The sequence below is a fragment of the Erythrobacter sp. genome (assembly GCF_030066995.1).
GTDB lineage: Bacteria > Pseudomonadota > Alphaproteobacteria > Sphingomonadales > Sphingomonadaceae > Erythrobacter.
In genome coordinates, this window is record NZ_JASJAP010000002.1 from 358,283 (window position 1) to 379,719 (window position 21,437).

General features: G+C 63.7%; 20 protein-coding genes. 13 read left to right on the forward strand and 7 right to left on the reverse strand.

All coding sequences use genetic code 11. The annotated features are described in order from the left end of the window. The first annotated feature begins 64 nt into the window (after positions 1-64). Entirely contained in the window at positions 65-2,188 is a 2,124-nt protein-coding gene (locus QNI87_RS07905) for a S9 family peptidase (RefSeq protein WP_300595635.1), read from the forward strand. Between the two features lie 65 nt (positions 2,189-2,253). After that, positions 2,254-3,258, forward strand: a complete 1,005-nt coding sequence (locus tag QNI87_RS07910) for a ligase-associated DNA damage response exonuclease (protein WP_300595636.1) — start codon at positions 2,254-2,256, stop codon at positions 3,256-3,258. A gap of 25 nt (positions 3,259-3,283) precedes the next feature. Here the strand turns inward: QNI87_RS07910 and QNI87_RS07915 are convergent, their stop codons facing one another. Beyond that, positions 3,284-3,589, reverse strand: coding sequence for a hypothetical protein (locus QNI87_RS07915; protein WP_300595637.1), 306 nt, complete (start codon positions 3,587-3,589; stop codon positions 3,284-3,286). 110 nt (positions 3,590-3,699) lie between these two features. Between QNI87_RS07915 and QNI87_RS07920 the strand changes: the two genes are divergently transcribed. Together QNI87_RS07920 and QNI87_RS07925 are read left to right on the forward strand one after the other, a co-directional pair. Continuing rightward, positions 3,700-5,313: a cisplatin damage response ATP-dependent DNA ligase gene (locus tag QNI87_RS07920; protein ID WP_300595638.1), complete on the forward strand. Its 1,614-nt coding sequence runs from the start codon at positions 3,700-3,702 to the stop codon at positions 5,311-5,313. 244 nt (positions 5,314-5,557) lie between these two features. Beyond that, positions 5,558-6,070, forward strand: a complete 513-nt coding sequence (locus tag QNI87_RS07925) for a DUF1993 domain-containing protein (protein ID WP_300595639.1) — start codon at positions 5,558-5,560, stop codon at positions 6,068-6,070. A gap of 215 nt (positions 6,071-6,285) precedes the next feature. Here the strand turns inward: QNI87_RS07925 and QNI87_RS07930 are convergent, their stop codons facing one another. From QNI87_RS07930 to QNI87_RS07945, 4 genes are read right to left on the reverse strand one after another with little or no spacing between them, the layout of a single operon-like run. Then, a complete protein-coding gene (locus QNI87_RS07930; protein WP_300595640.1) occupies positions 6,286-6,858 on the reverse strand; it encodes a gamma carbonic anhydrase family protein in 573 nt (190 codons plus the stop codon). After that, the gene (locus QNI87_RS07935) at positions 6,855-7,424 is read right to left on the reverse strand and encodes a GNAT family N-acetyltransferase (RefSeq protein WP_300595641.1); all 570 of its coding nucleotides are present in this window, start codon (positions 7,422-7,424) and stop codon (positions 6,855-6,857) included. Before QNI87_RS07935 ends, QNI87_RS07930 begins: the two co-directional genes overlap by 4 nt. Then, on the reverse strand, positions 7,417-8,412 hold the full coding sequence (hemB, locus tag QNI87_RS07940; protein ID WP_300595642.1) for a porphobilinogen synthase: 996 nt from the start codon (positions 8,410-8,412) through the stop codon (positions 7,417-7,419). Before hemB ends, QNI87_RS07935 begins: the two co-directional genes overlap by 8 nt. Before the next feature lie 57 nt (positions 8,413-8,469). Then, positions 8,470-10,149, reverse strand: a complete 1,680-nt coding sequence (locus QNI87_RS07945) for a M23 family metallopeptidase (RefSeq protein WP_300595643.1) — start codon at positions 10,147-10,149, stop codon at positions 8,470-8,472. A gap of 312 nt (positions 10,150-10,461) precedes the next feature. Between QNI87_RS07945 and QNI87_RS07950 the strand changes: the two genes are divergently transcribed. The 7 genes from QNI87_RS07950 (at position 10,462) to QNI87_RS07975 (ending at position 16,388) form a co-directional block, all read left to right on the forward strand. Beyond that, positions 10,462-13,044, forward strand: a complete 2,583-nt coding sequence (locus QNI87_RS07950) for a helicase-related protein (RefSeq protein WP_300595778.1) — start codon at positions 10,462-10,464, stop codon at positions 13,042-13,044. Next, entirely contained in the window at positions 13,041-13,319 is a 279-nt protein-coding gene (locus tag QNI87_RS15740; protein WP_366146172.1) for a S4 domain-containing protein, read from the forward strand. The genes QNI87_RS07950 and QNI87_RS15740 overlap by 4 nt, the downstream gene beginning before the upstream one ends. A gap of 99 nt (positions 13,320-13,418) precedes the next feature. Next, positions 13,419-13,757: a ferredoxin FdxA gene (gene fdxA / locus QNI87_RS07955; RefSeq protein WP_300595644.1), complete on the forward strand. Its 339-nt coding sequence runs from the start codon at positions 13,419-13,421 to the stop codon at positions 13,755-13,757. 350 nt (positions 13,758-14,107) lie between these two features. Next, the gene (locus QNI87_RS07960; RefSeq protein WP_300595645.1) at positions 14,108-14,641 is read left to right on the forward strand and encodes a CarD family transcriptional regulator; all 534 of its coding nucleotides are present in this window, start codon (positions 14,108-14,110) and stop codon (positions 14,639-14,641) included. Between the two features lie 179 nt (positions 14,642-14,820). After that, positions 14,821-15,609: a head GIN domain-containing protein gene (locus QNI87_RS07965; protein ID WP_300595646.1), complete on the forward strand. Its 789-nt coding sequence runs from the start codon at positions 14,821-14,823 to the stop codon at positions 15,607-15,609. Positions 15,610-15,675: 66 nt separating this feature from the next. Then, positions 15,676-16,008: a DUF6726 family protein gene (locus QNI87_RS07970; protein ID WP_300595647.1), complete on the forward strand. Its 333-nt coding sequence runs from the start codon at positions 15,676-15,678 to the stop codon at positions 16,006-16,008. A gap of 71 nt (positions 16,009-16,079) precedes the next feature. Beyond that, positions 16,080-16,388 carry a hypothetical protein gene (locus tag QNI87_RS07975; RefSeq protein ID WP_300595648.1) on the forward strand — a complete coding sequence of 103 codons (309 nt, stop codon included), beginning with the start codon at positions 16,080-16,082 and terminating at the stop codon, positions 16,386-16,388. On the opposite strand, the gene QNI87_RS07980 is transcribed toward QNI87_RS07975, so the two are convergent. Continuing rightward, entirely contained in the window at positions 16,348-17,286 is a 939-nt protein-coding gene (locus QNI87_RS07980; protein ID WP_300595649.1) for an L-threonylcarbamoyladenylate synthase, read from the reverse strand. The genes QNI87_RS07975 and QNI87_RS07980 overlap by 41 nt on opposite strands. Positions 17,287-17,378: 92 nt before the next feature. On the opposite strand from QNI87_RS07980, the gene QNI87_RS07985 reads away from it, so the two are divergent. Together QNI87_RS07985 and QNI87_RS07990 are read left to right on the forward strand one after the other, a co-directional pair. Beyond that, positions 17,379-19,121: an acyl-CoA dehydrogenase gene (locus QNI87_RS07985; RefSeq protein WP_300595650.1), complete on the forward strand. Its 1,743-nt coding sequence runs from the start codon at positions 17,379-17,381 to the stop codon at positions 19,119-19,121. A 5-nt stretch (positions 19,122-19,126) separates the two neighbouring features. Continuing rightward, a complete protein-coding gene (locus QNI87_RS07990; protein WP_300595651.1) occupies positions 19,127-19,951 on the forward strand; it encodes a DUF815 domain-containing protein in 825 nt (274 codons plus the stop codon). A 3-nt stretch (positions 19,952-19,954) separates the two neighbouring features. Here the strand turns inward: QNI87_RS07990 and QNI87_RS07995 are convergent, their stop codons facing one another. After that, positions 19,955-21,433, reverse strand: a complete 1,479-nt coding sequence (locus tag QNI87_RS07995; protein WP_300595652.1) for a PQQ-dependent sugar dehydrogenase — start codon at positions 21,431-21,433, stop codon at positions 19,955-19,957. Between the last annotated feature and the right edge of the window lie 4 nt (positions 21,434-21,437).

A 21,437-nucleotide genomic window follows, 5' to 3' on the forward strand; every position in this document is an offset into this window, starting at 1 on the left:
TCTGGCCTTTGCCGCGCGAATATGTTTGATCGGCCCCTGATCTTATCTCAGGGGCCGATTTTTCATGATTGCACGCACGCTACTCCTCGCCGCCACCGCGCTCGCTCTGTCTGCACCCCTGGCTGCGGACAATCACAGCGAAGACAATCACAGCGAACACAAGGCCGCAAGCGGGCCGGAGACCAGATTCACCGGCGCGGACCTCTTTGGGCTTAGCGTCGCCGCCGACCCGCAGATCAGCCCCGACGGCTCGAAGATCGCCTATGTCCGGCGCACTAACGACATCATGACCGACAAGGCGGTGAGCTCCATCTGGCTGATCGACGTGGCGTCGGGCGCGCAGACCCCGCTTGTGACCGGAGAAGGCGCGCATGTCTCACCGCGCTGGTCGCCCGATGGGAAAAGGCTCGCTTACGTCTCGACGCAGAGCGGCGGCGGACCCGAACTGCATGTGCGCTGGATGGACACGGGGCAGAGCGCCAACATCACGGCTCTGCCTGAAGGCCCGAGCGGCATTACCTGGTCGCCCGATGGAAGCAGCATCGCGTACACGGCGCGCGTTGCCGGCAAGGGGCTCTCGCTCGGAAAGCCGCCCGCCAAGCCGGAAGGCGCCCAATGGGGCAAGCCGTTGCAGATTATCGAGCGCGTCACCTATCGCCGCGACGGCGGCAGCTACGTCAAGCCGGGCACGCGGCAGCTCTTCCTCGTCAACGCGTCGGGAGGCGCGCCGCGCCAGCTCACCTATGGCGAATATTCCAATGGCGGCGCGGTCGAATGGGCACCGGATGGCCGCGCGCTCTACTATTCCGGCAACCGCAACGAGGACTGGGAAACCGAACCGCTGGAATCGGAAATCTATCGCCTCGATATCGCCAGCGGCGAAATCACGGCTCTTACCGACCGAAAGGGCCCCGACGCTGCCCCGCAGGTCTCGCCCGACGGGACACGGATCGCCTATCTGGGCCGCGACGATGTCGGCAACGCGTTCGACCAGACGAACCTCTACGTCATGAACGCCGATGGCACGGGCTCGCGCCAGCTGATTGCGGGGTTCGATCGCGGCTATGACGGTATCGAATGGGCCAAGGCCGGGCTGTTCGTCAGCTATGAAAGCGATGGCGAGCACCGGGTCGCAAAGGTCGGCCTCAACGCCAGCCGCCCAAGCCCGTTGGACGCGCGGCTTGGCAGCCCCTATTACGCGCTCCCCTATACCGGCGGCGAATGGTCGGTGAGCGAGCGCGGCGATCTGGCCTTCACCACGGCGAGTTCGGTGGCGCCGCCCGATGTCGGTTATGAGGGGCGCAGCGGCAAGAAAGTGCTGACCTCGCTCAACGCGCTGCATCTTGCGGACAAGGAGCTGGGCGAGACCATCGCGCTCGACGTGACGGCTCCCGATGGCGTCAAGATTCCGGCATGGATCACGCTGCCGCCCGGCTACACACCCGGCGATAAGGTGCCGACGATCCTCGAGATGCACGGCGGCCCTTACGCATCCTATGGGCCCGAATTCTCGGCGGATTACCAGCTTTACGGCGCAGCGGGCTACGCCGTCCTGTTCACCAATCCGGGCGGCTCGACCGGCTATGGCGAGACTTTCGCCGACCGGATCGAGGACAATTATCCGATCAGCAACCAGGCAGAGTTGATGGCCGCGGTCGATGCGGCAATTGCGGCGGGCTACGCGGACCCGGACAATTTGTTCGTCACCGGAGGTTCGGGCGGCGGTATCCTGACCGCGTGGGTCGTCGGGCAGACCGACCGGTTCAAGGCGGCGGCCTCGCACAAGCCGGTGATCAACTGGACGACGATGGCGCTGATGGCGGATCTCTATCCGTTCTTTGGCCGCTATTGGCTCGGCGCCCAGCCGTGGGAGGAGCCCGAGCATTACTGGAAGCGCTCGCCGCTGGCCGCGGCTGCCAATATCAAAACGCCCACGCTGGTGCTTGTGGGCGCCGAAGATTACCGCACGCCGCGTTCGGAAGCCGAGCAGTTCTACGGTGCGCTCAAGCTGCTGGGCGTCGACACCGCGCTCGTCATCACACCCGATTCGAGCCACAACAACCTCACGCAATCGCCCAGCCAGCAGGCCGCGCGCACCGACAGCGTGATCAAGTGGTTCGAGAAGTACCGCACCAAGCCCGCTTCAATCGAACCTTCGGCGCCGCCGACCATGGACACAAGCGATTAACAGCGGCGAGTAGGCCTTCCCCCGATCCGGGAACGCGGGCGCGCGCATCTGGGTTTATTCCTCGTATGAGCGCGCCCTTTTCCTGGATCCGGTCCGAACCCTGGGGCGTGCAGGTCGTCCCTGCGGATTGCTGGATCGATCCGGGCCGAGCGGTCGACAGGGCGCTGGTGACGCATGGCCACGCCGACCACGCGCGGGGCGGGCATGGCGAGACCATCGCCACCCCGGAAACGCTTGCGATCATGGAGCTGCGCTACAACACGCGCAAGGGCGCCGTGCCGGTGCAATATGGCGAGACGATCCGGCTGCCGGGGGGCGTGGAGGCCACCTATATTCCTGCGGGCCACGTGCTGGGATCGGCCCAGATCCTGCTCGAACACGCGGGCGAACGGGTGGTCATCACCGGCGATTACAAGCGCCGCGCCGACCCCACCTGCGCGCCCTTCGAAGTGACGCCGTGCGACGTCTTCATCACCGAGGCGACGTTCGGCCTGCCGGTTTTCGCCCATCCGCCGATCGAAGAGGAGATGGCGAAGCTCCTTGCAGCGCTAGCCCGGCATCCCGAGCAATGCGTGCTGGTGGGCGCCTACGCGCTCGGCAAGGCGCAGCGCGTGATCGCCGAGCTTCGCGCCGCCGGTCACGACGATCCGATCTATCTCCACGGCGCAATGGAGAAGATGTGCCGGCTTTACGAAGAGAACGGCGTGAACCTGGGTGAATTGCGGCTTGTCTCCGACCACACCAAGGAAGACATGCGCGGGCGTATAATCATCGCTCCGCCCAGCGCGCTAAACGATCGCTGGTCGCGCCGTTTGCCCGAGCCGATCACGGCGATGGCGTCGGGCTGGATGCGTGTGCGTCAGCGCGCGCGCCAACGCGGGGTGGAGCTGCCGCTGGTGATTTCCGACCACGCCGACTGGGATGAGCTGACACAGACCATCGCGCAGGTGAACCCTGCGGAAACCTGGATCACCCATGGCCGCGAAGAGGCGCTGCTGCGCTGGTGCGAACTCCACCAGCGCCGGGCGCGCGCGCTCGCACTGGTCGGTCGCGAGGACGAGGATGACTAGTCACCCTCGCCCAGCGAACGCCGATTTACGCGAGCGCTTCGAGGTCCGCCTTGACCGCAGCGATGATCTCGTCGGTCACCGCGCCCGCCGACCAGGGCTGAAGCTCGATCAGGCTCATACCCTTGAACTGACCGTAGGCCGGGTGTTCGTCGATGCCGGGAATGTGCTTGAGCAGGACCGCGGCGGTCACCTCGTTTGCCATCAGCTCTTCGATCGAATTGTCGATCGACAGCTTTGCAACCGCCTCGTCGGTCGTCTCCATGGGGCTATCGGCCATGGCCGGGGTGGCGGCGCCGAGGATGAGAAGGGCAGCAAAGGCGGTCGTTTTCATGCGTGGGATTCCTTTTTGAGATGTGAGAGCGCTAGGCCGGAATCGGCCCTTGATGTTGGTACATGTCTGCGGCCTGAAGGTTCCGCGCAAGCCCTTTTGTCCGTGCGGGCATGAACCGGTTCGCCGCCCTGCTCGACGCGCTGGTCTACACCGGCAGCCGCAACCGAAAGCTCGCTCTGCTGAGCGCCTATCTGCGCGAGACGCCCGATCCGGATCGCGGCTGGGCCATGGCCGCGCTGACGGGGGAGCTCGACTTTCCGGCGGTGAAGAGCTCGACCATTCGCAACCTGTTGATGGAGCGGGTCGATCCGGTCCTGTGGACGCTCAGCCGCGACTTCGTTGGCGACACGGCGGAAACCGCGAGCCTCTTGTGGCCCGAACCACAAGAGAGTGCGCCGCAGGACTCGCCCGGCCTCGATGAGACCGTCGGTTTGCTCACCTCCCTCACGCGCGCCACCGCGCCCAGCGAACTGCCAAAGCTGCTCGATGGCCTCGATTCCTCGGGCCGCTACGCCCTGATCAAGCTCGCCACCGGAGGAATGCGGATCGGAGTGTCCGCGCGGCTCGCCAAGACCGCGTTCGCGCAGGCGTTCCAGGTCGATGTCGAGGATGTCGAGGAATACTGGCACGCGCTTGAGCCGCCCTACACCGAGCTGTTCGCCTGGGCGGCCGATGGTTCGGACCCGCCCGATGTGGCGCACCGCCCGCTGTTCCGCCCGTTCATGCTCGCCCATCCGCTCGAAGAGACGGTGGTGGACCTTGAGGACTTCGCTGCCGAATGGAAGTGGGACGGCATCCGAGTCCAGCTGGTGCGCGTGACCGACGCGGAGGGGAACCCGCAAACCCGGCTCTATTCGCGCTCGGGCGATGATATTTCGGCGACCTTCCCGGAATTGCTCGACGTTCTGCCCTTTGACGCCGTGCTCGATGGCGAGTTGCTGGTGCGCGGGATCACGCAAGGCGGCGAAGCGGGCGGCGCGGCCAGTTTCAACGCGCTGCAACAGCGGCTCGGGCGCAAGACGGTCTCGAAGAAAATGCTCACCGAAGCGCCGGCCTTTGTCAGGCTGTACGACACCCTGCTGCTCGAAGGCGAAGACCTGCGCGAACACAGCTGGGAAACGCGCCGCGCCCGTCTCGAAGCGCTCATGGAGCGCCTGCCGGACAGCCATTTCGACCTCTCCTCGCTGGTCGAGGCGCGCGATTTCGAACACCTCGCGCAGATCCGCGCCGGGGCACGCGACGACGCGATTGAGGGGCTGATGCTCAAACGGCGCGACAGCCCCTATATTGCGGGGCGCAAGGTGGGCCTGTGGTACAAGTGGAAACGCGATCCACTGCTGGTGGATTGCGTGCTGATGTACGCGCAGCGCGGCAGCGGCAAACGCTCCAGCTTCTATTCGGACTACACGTTCGGCTGCTGGGATGGCGACCCCGATGCAGGCGCCGAGCTGCTGCCTGTGGGCAAGGCCTATTCGGGCTTCACCGACGCCGAGCTCAAGAAGCTCGACAAGCTGGTGCGGCAGACGACGCTCAATCGGTTTGGCCCCGTGCGCGAGGTCGAGCGCACGCTCGTCTTCGAGGTCGCTTTCGACTCCGTGCACACTTCGAAGCGTCACAAGAGCGGCCTTGCGATGCGCTTTCCGCGCATCCATCGCATCCGCTGGGACAAGCCGGTGCACGAGGCGGACCGGATCGAGAGTCTTCGTCAGCTAGTCAGAGACTAGCCGTTTCCTCGCTTCGCTGCGGACGCGCGGTCGCGCTTGCGGTCCTTCGGCCCGAGAGCGGGCGCTGGTGGGGATTGACCTTAGGGAATTCGTCATTGCGAGCCGGAGGCGAAGCAATCCAGAGCGTATCGCATTGACGCTCTGGATTGCCGCACCGCTTCGCGGCTCGCAATGACGAGCGAACCGAAAGGGAATGGGCATGTGCCGCAGAAACGCCTAGTCCGGGCCGCAAAGGAGACACGTCATGAACGCCAAAGATCTGCTCGTACCCACCCAGCGCCATATGCTCGGCACGCTCAAGGGCCTGCTAACCAAAGCCGCCGCCGACCCGCGCGGCGACGCGCTGCTGCAAGCGCGGCTGGCGGACGACATGCACCCGCTGTCCACGCAAATCCGCTTCCTGTGCAACATGGTCGGCGAGGCTATCGAGCGGGTCGCTGGCGTTACCTTTGTCTCAAGAGAAGAGGACCCCGCCACGCTCGAAGAAGCGATTGTGCGCATCGGTTCGACGCTCGAACAGCTCGATGAATGGGAAAAGCGAGACTTCGCCGCCGACGAGGCTGCGCTGGAGCTCGCCATCCCGAACGGGATGGTCTTCGACATGACCACCATATCCTATGTGCGCGACTGGTCGGTGCCGCAATTCTACTTCCACACGACAGCGGCCTACGCGATCCTGCGCAAGGAGGGTCTTGAAGTCGGCAAGGCCGATTTCGTGCCACACATGTTCGGCTATATCCGCCAGCCGACGGGCTGAGGGCTGACCAGCGGATCGACGCTTTCCTACACGCCTTCGCCGCGTCAGACTGCGCTCGGCTCTTTGAAAACTGTATCCGCAACCCTGTTTCAGGTTGGATAAATGTCACCTTCGCTTTCTGCCAGCAAAGCCTTGAAATAAATGAGTAGTGGAGAGGAATTCGTGGGTGACACACTGTCACCTTTGTCACCTTTGTCACCTTTGCAGGCGCATGGTCATACAGCTTCGCCCACTGCTTCAGCATGGTGCTTAGCGTTTTCGGCGTAGTGCGCAACGCCCGCGCGCATTCCTGCAATCGCAGCGTCGGGCAATTCGCGCATCAGCTTGGCCGGACGCCCCGCCCACAATTCGCGCTCCCCCATCACTTTGCGCTCGGTCAGCATGGCGCCCGCGCCCAGCATTGCATCGGAGCCGATCACCGACTTGTTCATCGCAATCGCTCCCAGCCCGACAAAGCCGCGATCGTGAATCGTGCAGCCGTGGACCATCGCCATATGGCCGATCAGGACATCGTCGCCGATGATCAGCGGGCAGCCTTCTTCGTCGCCGGGGCGCGGCGGGTCGCAGTGAAGCACGCTTCCGTCCTGCACATTGGTCCGCTCGCCGATCCGGATCGTGAAGACATCCGCGCGCACCACGCAATTGTACCAGATCGAGGACTGCGCCCCGATCTCGACATCGCCGATGATGGTACATCCCGGCGCGATGAAGGCGGTTTCGTGGATCCTTGGTGTCTTGCCGTGGATCGGAATGATGTTGACGCCCGGAAAGCGACGTTGCTCGGTCAAGGTCTGGTTTCCTTCCACTTTTCGCGGCCAATGGCGTAGACGATGACCGGTTCGTTGTATTGCGGCCAGACCTCGTCCTTGAAATCGAGCTCGGGCCGCCGTTCCATGCCAAGGCGGCGCATCAAGCCCCAGCTTGCGGTGTTGCCTTGAAAGGTCATGGCGATCGTCTCGTCAGCGCCAAAGCGGTCGAACGACAGGTCCAGCGCCGCGATCGCCCCTTCCTTCGCGTAACCCTTGCCCCACGCGTCCTCGCGCAAACGCCAGCCGGCTTCCATCATGCCGAACGGGCCGTTTTCATCGGTGCAACGCTTCAATCCGCAAAAGCCGAGGACCGCACCGTCCGACCGGCGCTCGACGCACCAGAAGGTGTGCCCCCAATCGCGGGCAAACCGCACCAGGCGGTCTTGGGCCCTGGTCTTGGTTTCCTCGTCGGCAACGCCGCCGATCCACTCGGTCACAGCTGGTGTGTTTGTCCCTTCCCAGAACGGCGCCCAATCCTCCTCGCGCCAATCGCGCAGGATCAGCCGCTCGGTCTCGTGATAAAAGGCGCAGGAAGTGTCAGCCATTCAGAAGCTTGGCGGCCACCGGCGCGTGATAGGTCAGGATGCCGCTGCACCCGGCGCGCTTGAACGCCAGCAGCTTTTCCATGAGCAGCGCGTCGCGATCGCCCGCGCCCACCCCTGCGGCGGCTTCGATCATCGCGTATTCGCCGCTCACCTGGTAAGCGAAGACCGGCACGCCGAATGCGCGCTTCACACGGTAGATGATGTCGAGATAGGCCAGACCCGGCTTCACCATCACGCTGTCCGCACCCTCGGCGATGTCGAGTTCGACCTCGCGTAGCGCTTCGTCGGAGTTGGCGGGATCCATCTGGTAGCTCTTCTTGTCGCCTTTTAGCAGCCCGCCAGAGCCCACCGCGTCGCGGAACGGCCCGTAGAAAGCGCTGGCGTATTTCGCGGCGTAGCTCATGATCTGGACGTTGCGATGCTCGCCCATCTCCAACGCCATGCGGATCGCGCCGATACGCCCGTCCATCATGTCGGACGGCGCGATGATGTCCGCGCCCGCCTTGGCCTGGTTGAGCGCCTGATCGACCAGAACCGCCACGGTCTCATCGTTCACGACGTAGCCCCTATCGTCGAGCAGCCCGTCCTGTCCGTGCGCGGTGTAGGGGTCGAGCGCTACGTCGGTGAGCACGCCGATATCATCGCCGCACGCGTCCTTGATGGCGCGGATGGCGCGGCACATCAGGTTATCGGGGTTAAGCGCTTCGGCCCCATCGTCCGAGCGGCGCTCGGGCTGAGTGTTCGGAAACAGCGCGAGGACAGGCACGCCGAGCGACACCGCCTCCTTGGCGCGCGCGACGATCCCGTCGATGGACCAGCGCGAAACACCGGGCAGGCTGGATATCGGCTCCTCAACCCCCTCTCCTTCCGTGATGAAGAGCGGCCAGATCAGGTCCGCGGGCGTCAGCAGTGTTTCGCGATGCAGCGCACGGCTCCAACCGGTAGCGCGGGTGCGGCGCAGGCGTGTGTTAGGATAGCGTCCAGTCATGCTGACGCAGGTAGCCGTAAAGCGGGCCGGCTGGCAATGATGCACCGGTCCTGGCGGCTATTCGCGCGCGTCGCCGCTGATCTTCTCGATCTCGCGCTCGGGCTCGCCGATCTCGCTCTCCATCGGAACCAGGTCTTCCAGCGCGACACCCACCTCGATTTCCTTCAATTTGATCAGCTGCCGCTTGAAATCGATGAGTTCGGTGCCGCTCAAAGTCGATCGCGTCACGTATTTCACGCTGGCCGGGTTGATGGCCTTGCCCCCGCGATACATTTCGTAGTGCAGATGCGGTCCGGTGGAGAGGCCGGTCGATCCGACATAGCCAATGACCTGCCCGCGCTTCACCTGCGCGCCGCGGCGAACGGCGAGACGGCTCATATGGCAATACCGCGTGGCGAGGTTGCCCGAATGTTGCAGCTTGACGGTGATCCCGCACCCGCCCGCACGGCCGGCGGAAACCACGCGCCCGTCGGTAACAGCGACAATCGGCGTGCCCCTGCGGGCGCGGAAGTCCAGCCCGGCGTGCATGCGGCGATAACCGAGGATCGGGTGGCGACGCATCCCAAAGCCCGATGTCACGGCGCCCGGCACGGGCCGCGCGAGGCCGGTGCGCTCCTCGCCGGTGCCGGATGCTTCGTAGAAACGTCCATCGCTTCCCCAGCGCATGAGTTGCACCTTGGGCTGCCCCCCGCGATCAATGCCGGCGTAGAGCAGCTGCCCGGCCTGGCGTTCGCCCGTCGCTGCGCGGCGGTAGGCGATGATAATGTCGAATTCATCGCTGCTTGCGACTTCGCGATTCATGTCGAGCTGCGCGTCGAGCGCGCGAAGGTAATCCTGCACCGCGCTCGCCGGGACGCCCGCGGCGCGCATCGAACGGTAAAGGCTAGAGCCCACTTTCCCGCGCAAACGCAGCGGTGTCTCGTCAACGCGGATGGGATTGCGCTCAAGCGCTAGCGGACCGATCGGATTGCCCAGCTCGTCGCGTCCCGTTCGGTCAACCTTGAGTTCAAGATCAAATCGCGCTCGAAACGATAGCGCGTCCAGGGGGCGCGGCGCGCCCTGCTCCGAGCGCCGACCAAGCACGATGTCCAGGGTGGTCCCGGGCTCGACCTCGCTGAGCGTGATCGCCGGGCTGATCAGCGCGCTGACCCGATCGATATCGCTCGCCGACACACCGGCGCGGCGCAGGGCGCTGGCAAAGCTGTCACCGGGAGCCAGCTTCGAGACCAGTTCGATGCGTGGGCGTTCGGGAGCGCTCGCCAGCGGGATAACCGCGTCGGTCGGGGCCATGCGGCGGCCTGTGTCCGCTCCAAGAGCCAGGGGCGTGATGGCATGGCGGCGCAACTCGGTCCGGATCGCGTCGTCCAGCGGCATGGCGGAGCGCGCCTCAAGCGGCGTGAGATCGGGCCAGAACATCAAGGCCACAGCCCCCAGGCCGAGCATTGTCACCAGACCACGAAACCAGCGTGCGCTGCCGATGTTGTCGGCCAGATCCGGCGTGAGATCGAAACGATTGAGAGTGCTTCCCGCGCGCAGCTTCCATTCGTCGAAGCGATCCTTCCAACCGCGCACGCGCGCCAGGGCCTGGCGCGTTGCCCTGGGAGGTCTGCCGGACGCCGCGTGATCGCTCGCGTTCTGAAGATAGTCGGCCACGTCTCGACCGGTGCGAGCCGCAGCAACACTCGATGCACTTTCCGAATGCAGATCTTCGCGATTGATGTTGCGCCCTCGGTCCACGGTGTCCCGTTCGTTGTCTTGGCCTGTCGATCCGCGCGCATAGCGCGGTCTGGTCCGTTACATCATGCCTTGGCGCATTACGGTAAACACGCGTTTAAGGATCGACCAGCCGCGTCACCGATGCGACGAGGGGTTATCCAGAACAGGAAAACGCTTAGATAGGCCCTGTTGCCCCCGCTGCATAAGCCTGACACAGTTATTCGCGTGATCCCCTCTTCGTCCGACATTTCTCGCCCAGTTGCGGGCACGGGGCGCGTGCGCGCGGTGCTTGGTCCAACCAACACCGGCAAGACGCATCTCGCGATAGAGCGGATGTGCGCCCACTCCTCGGGGATGATGGGATTTCCGCTTCGGCTGCTCGCGCGCGAGGTCTATGATCGATTGCGCGCGATCAAAGGCGACAATCAGGTTGCGCTGATAACCGGAGAGCAACGGATCGAACCGCCAGACGCGCGCTACTTTTGCTGCACGGCCGAAGCGATGGACCGCCTTGGCGGCGGTCATGCCTTTGTTGCGCTGGATGAGGCGCAAATCGGCGCGGATCCCGAACGCGGGCATATCTTCACCGACCGGCTGCTGCACGCGCGCGGACGCGAGGAGACCATGATCCTTGGCTCCGCGACGCTTGAGCCACTTGTCAGGGCGCTGATCCCTCGCGCGGAGCTTATCGAGCGGCCGCGCTTTTCGACCCTCACGCATTCGGGCAGCACCAAACTCTCGCGCCTGCCGCCGCGCAGCGCGGTGGTCGCCTTCTCGGTGGAGCAGGTCTACGCGATGGCGGAGGCGCTTCGGCGCTTTCGTGGCGGCGCAGCGGTTGTGATGGGCGCTCTTTCACCGGAAACACGTAACAAACAGGTCGAATTGTTCCAAAACGGTGAGGTTGACTACATCGTAGCGACCGACGCGATCGGGATGGGTCTCAACCTCGACCTCAACCATGTCGCCTTCGCCGCGCTCTCGAAATTCGACGGCAATCGCAAGCGTCGGCTCTCGCCCGCCGAAATGGCACAGATCGCCGGGCGTGCGGGCCGGCACCAGCGCGATGGCAGTTTCGGCACGCTGACCGGAGGCGGTACGCGATCGGGCGCCCCTCTTGAATTCACCGACGAAGAGATCTTCGCGATCGAAGAGCACAAATTCGCGCCGCTCACCAAGCTCCATTGGCGCGAGGCCGAACCACGCTTTGATACGCTCAAGGTGCTGATCGGCGATCTCGAACACCGTCCGCGCCACGATGTGCTCAAAGCGGCGCCGCCGGCGATTGATCTTGCTGTGCTCAAGCGTCTGGTGAGCGAACCGTTCGCGGACACGATACGGGGGGCGGGCGCGGTCCGACGGTTCTGGGAAGCGTGCTCGCTTCCCGATTTTCGTCAGGTGGGTGTTGATCCGCACGCTCGGTTTGTGGTCCGGCTTTGGGAGGATTTGCAGGGCGGTTATCTCGGCGCCGATTTCGTCGCCGCTCGCATCGCCGAGCTTGACCGGACGAGCGGTGATATCGACACGCTGCAAGGCCGCATCGCGGCGATTCGATCCTGGGCCTATATCTGCCAACGTCCCGATTGGGTGCTGGCGCGCGACGAAATGGCGGCCCGCGCGCGGGGCGTTGAAGCCAAGCTCTCCGACGCCCTGCACGCGCGGTTGACCGAGAGATTTGTAAACCGAAGGACAACCTTGCTGATGAAATCGCTGGGACAAAACGCCGGTGCGCTGCCCGTGACTCTGGAAGCCGACGGGCGGATGAGCGTCGAGGGCGAGACTATCGGGCGCCTCGATGGCTTTCGCTTCGCGGTGGACCCCGACGCGACGCTGGCGGATCGCAAGATGCTCCTTGCCGCGGGCGAGAAAGCTCTGCCTGACATCCTGTCGCAGCGGGCGGATTGGTTGCTGGAAGAAGGCCTCGGCGAGCTGGAAATCACCAATGGCGCAATCCGCTGGGAAGGGCGCTCGCTGGCTGAGATCGCGATGCCCGAGGACCTTGGCGCCCCGCGGCTGGCGCTCGCGCGCGAGATTTCCCTCCTTCCCGAGGGGCCGCGCAGGCGCCTTCAGGCCGGGCTGAGCGCTTGGCTCGAAGGCCAGCTTGAGCCGCTTTCGCCGCTGCGAACGCTGGCCGAGGCCGCGAGGAATCCAGACGCGGGCAGCCAGGCCAGAGCGTTGCTGATTACATTGATCGATGCGCGCGGTGTCGTCAGCCGCGAAAAGGCCGGGCTTGAACATTTGCCCAAGGAAATGCGTCCGTTCCTCAGGAAGCTGGGCGTGACGTTTGGCGCGCTCGATATCTTTGCGGCGGCTTTGCTGAAGCCCGCTCCAAGGCGGATGCTGCACGCGCTCGGGCTCGACACCCGGCCACTGGAACCCGCCATGCTTCCGGTGCTTTCCGGGTCGACGCGCTTGCCTGCGGGGTATCGCCCGGCGGGTTCGCAAGCCATTCGTGTTGACCTTGCCGAAAAGATCCTTCGCGCCGCGTTCGAGAGCCGCGCCAAGGCCGTGCAAGCGCAAGACGCTCTGCCCAAAGAGCGCAAAGCCCGCACGCCGCGCTTTCGCATCGACTTGGCGTTGGCGATTTCGATTGGTCTTGAGGCGGAGAACGCGGGCCGCCTGTTGGGAAGCGCCGGGTTTCGCTTGCAGCGTGGCCGATCGCTTGCCGACGGCGCAGCGGGCCCGCCAGCACCGGATTTCTGGACATGGCGCCCACGACGCGCGGAGGAAAGGCGGGGACGCGGCCACACGCGCGCAACGTCCAAGGCGGGAGGCCGAAAGGGCCGTAAGAAGACCGAGCCAAAGACAGGCAATGCCAGGAAAGGGCCGCAAACTCGCCAGCGCTCAAAACGCGATGAGACGGGCCCCGCTCGCGCAGGCGGAGCGTTCCATGCGTTGGCGGACCTGCTTGGCAAATGAGCAAGAAAGGGGGCGAGGGACTCCGGATCGACCGACTTTTGGTCTATTTGCGCTTTGCCCGCACACGCTTGCTGGCCCGCGCGATGATTGAAGGTCGATCTTTGCGGTGCAACAGAAAACGTGTGCGGCGCGTCAGCGAGACGGTGAGTATAGGGGACGTCCTGACATTCGCTGTCGGGAACGACATACGCGTGGTCGAAGTTATCTCGTTGCCGGAACGGCGTTTGTCACCGTCCTTGGCGAAAACCTTCTATCGAGAGCGCGATCGCGCCTGAACACATAGACTGTAACCTTGACTGGACACGGCAAATGACCATAGCAGCGCGCTTGCGTTGCGCTGGTTCATCGGCGTCCAATGGAATGAAAGCCCCTCAATGACTTACGTCGTCACGGATGACTGCATCAAATGCAAATACACCGATTGTGTGGAAGTGTGCCCGGTGGACTGCTTCTACGAAGGCGAGAACATGCTGGTCATCAATCCCAGCGAGTGCATCGACTGCGGCGTGTGCGAGCCGGAATGCCCGGCGGAAGCGATCCTCCCGGATACCGAGGACGGGCTGGAAAAGTGGCTGGAGCTGAACACCAAGTACTCGGCATCCTGGCCCAACATCACCAGCCAGAAAGAGCCGCCGGAAGACGCCGACGATCACAAGGGTGAAAAGGGCAAGTTCGAAAAATACTTCAGCCCGGAGCCCGGCGAAGGCGACTAGGCGCTCTGTCGAGGGCCGCTCCGGCGGCTGACACCCCCGGATCGATGGCGTGGGGCAAGGCGCGCCGCATTGCAACACAAGCGACTCGCAATATTGTTGCATTTGTGTTATATAATCGACCAACCGCGCTGAGGTGATCGGTGACGGGTACGAATATTAGAAAGGTCACTCACCAAAAGCGACACTGGTATCGGGGCACCAGCCAGCGAATTCGCGTCGGCTTCGGACCGGCACGTCCTCGCGGTGAGGGCCGTGTATACGCGGCACCGACCAGCCCGGTTTTTACCACCTCTCCCGTCGCTTGACCGCTTATGGCGGCGCCCGATGAGTGCGAAAAGAAAGGAATGCGAATGGCTTCGAGCGCTGATGCTTTCACCGTAGGCGATTATGTTGTGTACCCCAAGCACGGGGTTGGCCGGGTGATTGAACTCCAGAGCGAAGAAATTGCCGGCATGCAGTTGGAACTGTACGTGCTGCGCTTTGAAAAGGAGCGCATGACGCTGCGTGTTCCGGTCAACAAGGTTGAGTCGATCGGTATGCGTAAGCTGTCTTCGGATAAAACGCTTAAAGAAGCGATCGAAACGCTCAAGGGCAAACCGAAGGTCAAGCGCACCATGTGGTCGCGCCGCGCACAGGAATACGAAGCCAAGATCAATTCAGGCGATCTGGTTTCGATCGCCGAGGTGACGCGCGATCTCTTCCGCCCGGACGATCAGCCCGAGCAAAGCTATTCGGAGCGACAGATCTTCGAAGCGGCTTCGAGCCGCCTTGCGCGCGAGCTTGCGGCGATGGAAGAGACGGACGAGCCGACCGCGCTGGAAAAGATCCTCGAAGTTCTGCGTGAGCACGCTCCGCAATATTACGAGAACGCCGAAGAGAGCTGAACCTCTCGACGCCTCTCGTCATCCAAAAGGGCCGCCCTTTGGGTGGCCCTTTTTTGTGGCAGGAACGGACGCGGCTGTGACCATGATGGCTTGTCATGGCCGCCTTGCTGTATTACATGTGCAATACGCTTAGTCGGGCATCTGGCCCTTTGACCAATTCGACCGGGAGTAGAAACGCCATGAAGATCGCCACCACCCTTCACGCCCGAAGCCTTGTGGGAGCCGCCGCGCTCATTGCGTCGAGCGCAGGCCTGTCGGGCTGCGTCAATCTCGACACCGGCTTTGGTGGGGAGCCCCTTGCGGACCTCGACACTTCGGGCAGCGCCCCGACCGAAATCGCTCTTGCCGGACCGGATAATCTGATACTTACCGTGGGCGATGCACTTGATATTCAGGTCGAAGGCGACAGCGATGCTGTCGACGATCTGCGCTTCAAGCGCTCGGACGAAAGCCTTGCCGTTGGTCGCGAAGGCAGCGCAGACGGCACCGCAACCGTGCGCATTACCATGCCGCCACCGCGCGAGATTTCGCTCGCTGGTAGCGGCTCGATCGACTCTGAAGCCCTCGCCGATAAAGCCGAGATCAACATAGCGGGTTCGGGGGCCGTGATCGTCGCCGAAGTTGACGCCGCCGACCTGGAAGTCTCGTCCGCCGGATCGGGTTCGTTAACCGCCAGCGGCACGGTGGCGGATCTTGAGATCAGCATCGTCGGCTCAGGCGATGTCGACTTCTCGAAGCTTAAGGCCGAAAATGTGGAGATCTCGATAGCCGGCTCAGGAGATGTGACCTTGCTGTCGGACGGCCGTGTCGAAACCTCTATCGCGGGCTCTGGCAATGTAAACGTCACCGGCCAAGCGACATGTGAGACAAGCTCGTTTGGCTCGGGCGCTGTAACTTGCCGCCCTGCGCAAACAGCGGATGCGGGGTCGCAAGCCGATCCGGAGCGCGACACGGAGTCAGCAGAATAAGACAGGCTGAGAGACACGCCGCATCTTTGGGTTGAAAAGCGCCGGTTGTTGGCGAAGTATGGGCGTATGCGGCTCATCCTTCCCTTGATGCTTTGCCTGGGCCTATCCTTGAGCCTATCCGGCTGCGTTGCGAGCAAGGTGGTAACGGCCCCGATCAAGGCGGCGTCAGCGGGCGTGGATGCGGCCACCACGACCCAGTCTGAGGCCGATGAAGATCGGGGCAAGGCGCTACGCAAGCGTGAAGAAAGGCTCGGCAAGCTTGAGCGCAACCATGAAGAAGAGCGCGAGGATTGCGAGCGCGGCGATCAAGACGCCTGCGAAAGAGCGGAAGAAGTAAAAGCCGAGATCGACGAGCTCCTTCCCACGATCCCTGCGGAGCCAGACGAAGACGGTGCATAGCCGAGATCGGATCCCTCAAGCGCACCTTTGGCTGCCCTTGCCCTGATCGAAGGATGGCGCGAAGGTGCCGCATGCGTCGCGTTCAAATCGTTCTGCTTTCAAGCGTCTGGTTCGCGGTGCTGATCACTCCCTCCTTGGCGAACGACCCGGGGTCGAAACGCGAACAAGAGATGCGCGCGCTCCAGGAGGCGATCTCCAAACTAGAAAACCGTTACGACAAGCTGCTCAGACGCTGTTCAGGACCGGATCGCCCGGATCGGCGGGCCTGCGACAACGCCCGCGTCACCTACGCCGACATTCAGGAACTGAGGAAGCAACTCAGCGCGCTTTCCAAGGCGCCTACTCCCGAGGAGCCGCCGCCCGCCGCAGGCGGTCGTTGATCGCTCGCCCGATACCCGATTGCGGAATAGGCGCTACCGCAATGCAGGGCTTGTCAGAGGCCGCGCCCTTATGAAGACAGTCATAAAGCCGCGCGGCGGCCTCTTTCAGATCGCCGGTCGGAGAGAGATTGCAGTCGCCATGCTCTGCCGCGAACCCGATGAAGAACTCGCTCGGCTCAGGGCGATCGGCATCAAGACGAACGGGCTTGCCCGGGGCATAGTGGCTCGCGAGCTGGCCGGGGGCTTCAACCCTTCGCGCAGCCCGAGGGGTGCCCGCAGGCTTCGCCCAATCGACCGGCCCCGGCCGCAGCTCGTCCCAGCTTCCATCGGCGCGCCAGGCGAGAATCGTGGACTCAAGCCCTGCCTCGGTTTCGCCGGCGTCCAGGATGAGATCAATCCGACCGTCGAGGGATTCGAGCACATGCTCGGCGCGTGTCGGACTGATGAACCCACTGCGGTTCGCCGACGGCGCGGCCAGGGGGAAAGCGACGCGCTTGAGCAAAGCGCGCATGACCGGATGCCGCGGCGCCCGCACGGCCACGGTTGGGAGGCCAGCCGTGACAGCCGGGGCCAAGCGCGCGCCATCGCGCAAGGGCAGAACGAGGGTGAGAGGTCCGGGCCATTCCCGCCGCGCCAGATCGATCGCGGCCGATGGCATCCGGGCCAGCGCCTGCGCCTGATCGATACCCGTGACATGCACAATCAGCGGGTTGAAGTCGGGTCTTCCCTTGGCCTCGTAAATCCGGGCGACCGCCTCGGCGTTGTCGGCGCGCGCGGCGAGGCCGTAGACCGTCTCGGTTGGCACGGCGACGAGCCCACCGCGTTCCAGGATTCTCGCGGCGCGCGAGACACCTTGCTTATTCGCCGAAACGACTTCGGTTACATTCTTGCCGCTCATGCCTCGTGCGCTATAGACTGCGGCAACCGGAGCCAAGAGCGCTGCCAGTGTGCGCCGTCTCCTTTTTCAGGCCACTCGAGGGATCGAACATCGTGAACGCATACACGCCCCCTACCCAAGACCAGCTGCTCGCCATCCGCGTAAACGCGGGAATCGAAGAAATTGCGCAGAATGAAAAGTTCGCGCACGCTGAGCCGGATCTGGTGGAGGCCATTGTCGAAGGCGTCGGGCAATTTGCGGCCGGAGAATTCGCCCCGCTCAACCGCGTCGGCGACCTCGAAGGCGCTCGCCTAGAGAACGGGGTCGTGCGCCTGCCCGATGGGTTCAAGGAAGCCTATGACGCCTATGTGGAACAAGGTTGGAACTCGATCGCGAGCTCAATCGATTTTGGCGGGCAGGGCCTGCCCTTCACGCTTTCGTGCAACGTGCTCGAAAACCTCGGCGCGGCCAATATGGCCTTCAACCTGCTGCCGATGCTCTCGGTCGGCGCGATCGAAGCGCTCGAGCATCATGGCTCCAGGGATCAAAAGGCCAAATACCTCCCGGATCTCGTCAGCGGCAAATGGTCGGGCACCATGAACCTGACCGAACCCGCCGCCGGCAGCGACGTCGGAGCGTTGCGCTCCACCGCAGAACCGATTACGCAAGGCCCGCACGCGGGCAAGTACAAGATCAAGGGCCAGAAGATCTACATCACCTGGGGTGATCACGAGTTGGCCGAGAACATCGTTCATCTGGTGCTCGCTCGCCTGCCAAACGCACCGGAAGGATCGCGCGGCATCTCGCTCTTCGTAGTGCCCAAGTACCATGTGAACGACGATGGCTCGCTGGGTCCGCGTAACGATCTGCGACCGGTCAGTCTGGAGCACAAGCTGGGCATCAACGCATCGCCCACCTGCGTCATGTCCTATGGCGATAACGATGACTGCATCGGCGAGATGGTCGGGGCGGAAAATCGCGGCCTGATGGCGATGTTCACGATGATGAACAACGCGCGCATCAATGTCGGAAATCAAGGCGTTCAGATCGGAGAGCGCGCGACGCAGCAGGCCATGGCCTACGCGATGGAGCGCGTGCAGTCCGCGCGCGCCGGATCGCCGGACAAGACGCCGGTTGCGATTATCGAACATCCCGATGTCCGCCGCATGATTGTGCGGATGAAGGCCCTGACCGAGGGCGCGCGAGCGCTGCTCTATTATTGCGCGGGCCAGGTGGACCTTGGAACCGTGGGCAACAAGGACGCTGCCAACCGCGCCGAAATCCTCGTCCCGCTACTTAAGGCTTGGGGCACCGATGTGGGCGTCGAAATCTGCGGAATTGGAATCCAGATCCACGGCGGCATGGGCTTTGTCGAGGAAACGGGCGCCGCGCAGCACTGGCGCGATTCGCGCATCGCGCCGATCTACGAAGGCACGAACGGCATTCAGGCCGCCGACCTGGTTACACGCAAACTGGGACTTGAAGGCGGCGAAGCGATGATTTCGCTGTTCGATGATATTGCGCGCGACGCAGCCAATGAGGGCGCTTTGGCGGCTCTTGCCGACGAATGCGCAGGGATTGCACGGTGGATGCGTAACGAGGCAAGCCTCGACGATCGCTTGGCTGGCAGCGTTCCGTTCTGCACTATGGCCGCGGTAGCAGTGAGCGGATGGCAGCTGATGAAGCAGGCCCAGGCGGTTGCCGGCGGTGCTGCTCCCGCGCTGGCCGAGACCAAACCGGTGACGGTACGGTTCTTTCTTGACCGCGTCGTGCCCGAGGCGCTTGGCCTCAAGGCCGGTGCAGTGGGCGGAGCGGACCTGCTGTATTCGCTGCCCGCCGAGAAACTTGCGGGCTGACCCGAGTGAGCGCGCAGCGAGAGGTGTTCGAACGAATTGCCGCCGCGCTCGAACGGCTGGCTCCTCCTCTTGCCCCACCTCAAGACTGGAGTCGCGCTCCCGGCTATGTCTGGGACGGCGAGCGGACCAAGGCTGTCGATCCGATCGACGCCCGGCCGCTGTCGACCCTGCGCGGTGTTGATGACCAAAAGGCCGCACTCACGGCCAATATCGAACGCCTAGCCAAGGGTGCCGCCGCGCAGGACGTTCTGCTCTGGGGAACCCGCGGAATGGGCAAGTCGGCTCTGGTGCGCGCTGCCGTCGCGCATGTTCAATCCAAGCGGCCCGATGCGCTGGCTCTGGTCCAGATCGAGAATAGGGCACTCCACTCCGTGCCAGCCTTGCTTGCCGAGCTGGGCCAAGTCCCGCGCAGCTTTCTGCTGTTCATCGACGATCTCGGGTTTGGCGCAGACCAACGCGCCGAGACGCTGAGCCTGCGCAGTCTGCTTGATGGAGGTCTGTCGCCTCGCCCGCCGCGCGTCAGGGTTGCGGTCACATCGAACCGCCGCGCCATAGTCGAGCGCGACGCCAGCGAAAACGACGCGTTGCACGAACGCGACGCGCGCGATGACGCCTTGGCATTGGCGGATCGGTTCGGCCTGACCCTCGGGTTTCATCCCAGCGACCAGGAGACCTATCTGGAGATCCTGCGCGCCTACACCGATCCGCTGGGCCTTGAGGTTGATGAGGAAGAGGCGTTGGCCTGGGCGATCGCACGCGGGAACCGTTCCGGGCGCACCGCGCTCCAATTCGCAACCGAGCTTGCCGGACGCGCCGGGCTATCGCTGTAACGCCTAGTTGCCGGACTGCCGGCGCAGATAATCCTCTTCAAGGGTCGCGCGCGGATCGCGCAGTTCACGCGGCGGCGGGATCTTCTCGGTCACGATGGGCTCAATCCCGGCACCAGGCTGCGACCCCGGCGCAAGCGTGCGCCAGATAATCCCCGCCGTGTCATCGGAGACAAGCAGCGAGCCATCACCCGCCCACTCCACCCAGGTCGGACGACCGCGCGTTGTGCCATCGTCCTTGAGGAATCCCTCAAGAACCGGCACCGGCTTTCCAGTGGGCGAGCCCCGCTCATCGAACGCAACATAAACAACATCGTAACCCGAGGCGGGCTTTCGGTTCCATGACCCATGGCGGGCGATGAAGGCTCCGCTGGCCATTTCGCCGCCCATTCGATGCCCTTCTTTCGTGAAGACCAGGCCAAGCGCGGCAACGTGTGGCCCGACCGCGTAAACCGGGCGGCGCGTGTACTCCATGAGGAAGCGGGGCCGGGGCGCCTCCACGCGCCGATCGATATTGTCGCGGTAATAGACCCAGGGCCAACCATACTGCACACCGATCGGAACATTGGTGAGGTAATCGGGCACGAGGTCCGAACCCAGCATGTCGCGCTCGTTCACCGTCGTCCACAATTCGCCCGACCAGGGGCTGAAATCGAGGCCGTTGGGGTTGCGCATTCCAGCGCCAAAAGGACGATAACTGCCATTCTCGAGGTTGTACTCCCAGATCATGGCTCGCCCCTCTTCGACGTCCATGCCCTTCTCGCCGATATTGCTGACCGAGCCCACGGCGATGAACAGGCGATCGCCATCGGGGTGGATTTCCATATTGCGCATCCAGTGGCCGCCGCCCGGAGGCAGATCCATAAGCTTCTCGGGAGCCGACGTGACGGCGTCCGCGCCCAATTCGTAGTCAAAGGCCAGAACCGCGTTGTGGTTCGCCACATACAGCGTGCCGTTTGCCCAACTCATGCCCGAAGGCGAATCCAGCCCCTCGCTCAAAAGGGTCTTCTCGATTTCTGCGACGCCGTCCCCGTCCGCATCGCGCAAAAGGACGATTTGGTTGGCCGATTGCCCCGCTGAGCCGGCCCGCTCGAAAAGGTATTCGGCCACCCAGGATTCGATTGCAGCCATAACGCCGCCATCGCCCTTGCCCTCATCCTTTGCTGGAGCGCGGGTGAGTGTGACCAGCACATCGCCATTGGGAAGCGCGTAGAGCACGCGGGGGTGATCCAGCCCTTCCGCAAAGCGATTGACGCTCAAACCGTCGGCGGTTGTCGGCGCTTCGCTCTCGCCCCAGCCCACGGGTTTCGCGACGTTGATTGTGGGAAAGGTTTCGGAATTCGGTTCCTCCAGCGTCGGATCGGTGCCAGCCACGTCATCGACGGAAAGGTCCGCCGTGTCACCGCGCGACAGAAGGAAGAGAGCGCCGCCTGCCAACAGCAGAAAGACAACCAAGGCGATTGCGAGCTTGCGAAGAATTCCCATACAC